Here is a 2,873-nt window from a genome sequence, read left to right on the forward strand (position 1 = left end):
CGTCGTGCGCACTACGTTGTTGTAGGGGTCCTGCTCCGTGAGGCTCGCCCCCGACGTCTGCGAATGCGTGCGCAGAGTCATCGAACGCGCGTCCTTGGGGTTGAACTGTTTGATCAACTTCGCCCAGAGCAGGCGGCCCGCACGCATCTTCGCGATCTCCATGAAGAAGTTCATGCCGACCGCCCAGAAGAAGGAGAGCCGCGGGGCGAACTGATCGATCTCCAGTCCCTTGCCCAGGGCGGCCCGCACATAGTCCAGGCCGTCGGCCAGCGTGAAGGCCAACTCCTGTACCTGCGTCGCTCCGGCCTCCTGCATGTGATAGCCGGATATAGAAATCGAATTGAAGCGCGGCATGTTCGTCGCGGTGTACGAGATGATGTCCGCGACCAGACGCATACTGGGCTCGGGCGGATAGATATAGGTATTGCGAACCATGAACTCCTTGAGGATGTCGTTCTGAATGGTTCCGGTGAGCTTGTCGGCCGACACGCCCTGCTCTTCGGCCGCGACGATGAAGCAGGCCAGCGTCGGAATCACCGCACCGTTCATGGTCATGGACACCGACATCTGATCCAGCGGAATTCCCTCGAAGAGGATCTTCATGTCCTCGACCGAGTCGATCGCGACACCGGCCTTTCCCACGTCGCCGACCACGCGCGGGTGATCCGAGTCATAACCGCGATGCGTCGCCAGATCGAAGGCGATCGACAGACCCTTTTGCCCGGCCTTGAGGTTGTCGCGGAAAAAGGCGTTGGATTCCTCGGCCGTCGAAAAGCCCGCGTACTGGCGCAGGGTCCACGGCCGGTTCGCATACATGGTCGCGCGCGGCCCGCGCACGAACGGAAAGATTCCCGGTACGGAATCCAGATACTCCAACTGCTCGAGATCCGCGGCCGTGTAGAGCGCCTTCACCGGGATGCCCTCAGGCGTCTCCCAGATCAGCGTCTCGGGAGCGCGTCCCTTGAGGTCCTTGCTGGCCAGTTCGCTCCAGGCGTCCAGATCCGCTCGGGCCTTGGGGTCGTTCTCATGCACAGTCGTTCTCCTGATCTGCAAGCGATCGCCGGGGTTCGGCTTTTACTCCGGCGGGAGTTCCGGGCGTTTCGGCCCCGGATCGGCCGGGGAGGACTCCCAGGCCGTTGGGAGGATAGCAACGCTGGGAGGATACCAAGAGCGGGCCCGACTCACATGCTGCGGCGGTAGCGGCCCCCGACCTCGAACAGAGCCTCGGTGATCTGGCCCAGGCTCGCGACCTTGGTGGTCTCGAGCAGTTCCTCGAAGATATTGCCTCCGGACAGGGCGACTTCCTGGAGGCGCGTGAGTGCGCCCCCGGCAAGCTCTTCATTTCGTTTGAGAAAACCGCGCAAACCGTTGAGTTGCTGGCGCTTTTCGTCATCGCTGGAACGGATCAGCTCGCGCGGTCCAGACGCTTGTGCGCCCGGGTCCGGATTCAGGAAGGTGTTCACTCCCACGATGGGCAACTCGCCGGAGTGCTTTCTCGATTCGTAGAGCATGCTCTCGTCCTGGATGCGCCCGCGCTGGTACATGGTCTCCATCGCACCCAGCACCCCGCCCCGATCGCTCAGGCGCTCGAACTCCGCGAGCACGGCCTCTTCGACCAGGTCGGTCAGCTCCTCGGTCAGGTACGCACCCTGCGCCGGATTCTCGTTCTTCAGCACGCCGTACTCCCGTGTGAGAACGAGCTGGATCGCCAGCGCGCGCCGCACCGATTCTTCGGTGGGCGTGGTCACGGCTTCGTCGTACGCATTGGTGTGCAGGCTGTTACATGAATCCTGGAGCGCGAGTAGCGCCTGCAGAGTCGTGCGGATGTCGTTGAACGACATTTCCTGTGCGTGCAGGGATCGGCCCGAAGTCTGAATGTGATACTTGAGCTTCTGACTGGCTTCCGAAGCGCCGTAGCGCTCGCGCAACGCGATGGCCCAGATGCGCCGCGCCACCCGCCCGATCACCGCGTACTCCGGATCGAGGCCATTGCTGAAGAAGTACGAGAGATTGGCCGCGAAGTCGTCGATCGCCAGTCCGCGCGCCAGGTAGTACTCGCAGTAGGTGAAGCCATTGGCCAGCGTGAAGGCGAGTTGCGAGATCGGGTTCGCCCCGGCTTCCGCCATGTGGTACCCGGAAATCGACACCGAGTAAAAACCCCGGACATCGTGCGCGGAGAAGTAGCTCTGTACATCGCCCATCGCTTCGAGCGAGAACTCCGTCGAAAAGATGCAGGTGTTCTGGGCCTGGTCTTCTTTCAGGATGTCGGCCTGTACGGTGCCGCGCACGCGGGACAGAGCGTCGTTGCGGATGCGCTCGTAGGTCTCGCGGTCCACGACCTCGTCCCCCGACACGCCTAGCAGTCCGAGTCCGAGGCCATCGTGTCCCTCGGGAAGCTCACCTTCGTAGTGCGGAAGAACGCGCGCTTCCAACTCGGCGCGCACGCGTTCGAACTCGCCCGTTGCACGCAGGTGCTTTTCGACGGCCTGATCGATCACCGCATTGAAGAAGAAGGCGAGCACGACGGGAGCGGGGCCGTTGATGGTCATCGACACCGAAGTGCTGGGATCGAGCAGGTCGAATCCCGAGTACAGCTTTTTCGCGTCGTCGACCGTACAGACCGAGACTCCAGAAGTGCCGATCTTGCCGTAGATGTCGGGGCGTTCGTCGGGATCTCGCCCGTACAAGGTCACGCTGTCGAAAGCCGTCGAGAGCCGCGACGCGGGCTGCCCACTCGAAAGGAGATGAAAACGTCGGTTCGTGCGCTCGGGCGGCCCCTCGCCGGCAAACATACGTGCGGGATCTTCTTCGCCCGTTCGCTTGAACGGAAATACGCCTGCGGTAAACGGGAAGGCGCCCGGCAGATTCTCCAG

General features: G+C 62.6%; 2 protein-coding genes. Both read right to left on the reverse strand.

Going from position 1 to position 2,873, the window contains the following annotated elements; translation table 11 throughout:
• The coding region (locus tag GY725_04765) for a methylmalonyl-CoA mutase (protein MCP4003488.1) at positions 1–999 on the reverse strand (999 nt) is incomplete at its 3' end.
• A gap of 182 nt (positions 1,000–1,181) precedes the next feature.
• On the reverse strand, positions 1,182–2,873 hold a 1,692-nt coding region (locus GY725_04770; GenBank protein MCP4003489.1), incomplete at its 5' end, for a methylmalonyl-CoA mutase.

The organism is bacterium (assembly GCA_024226335.1).
Lineage (GTDB): Bacteria > Myxococcota_A > UBA9160 > SZUA-336 > SZUA-336 > JAAELY01.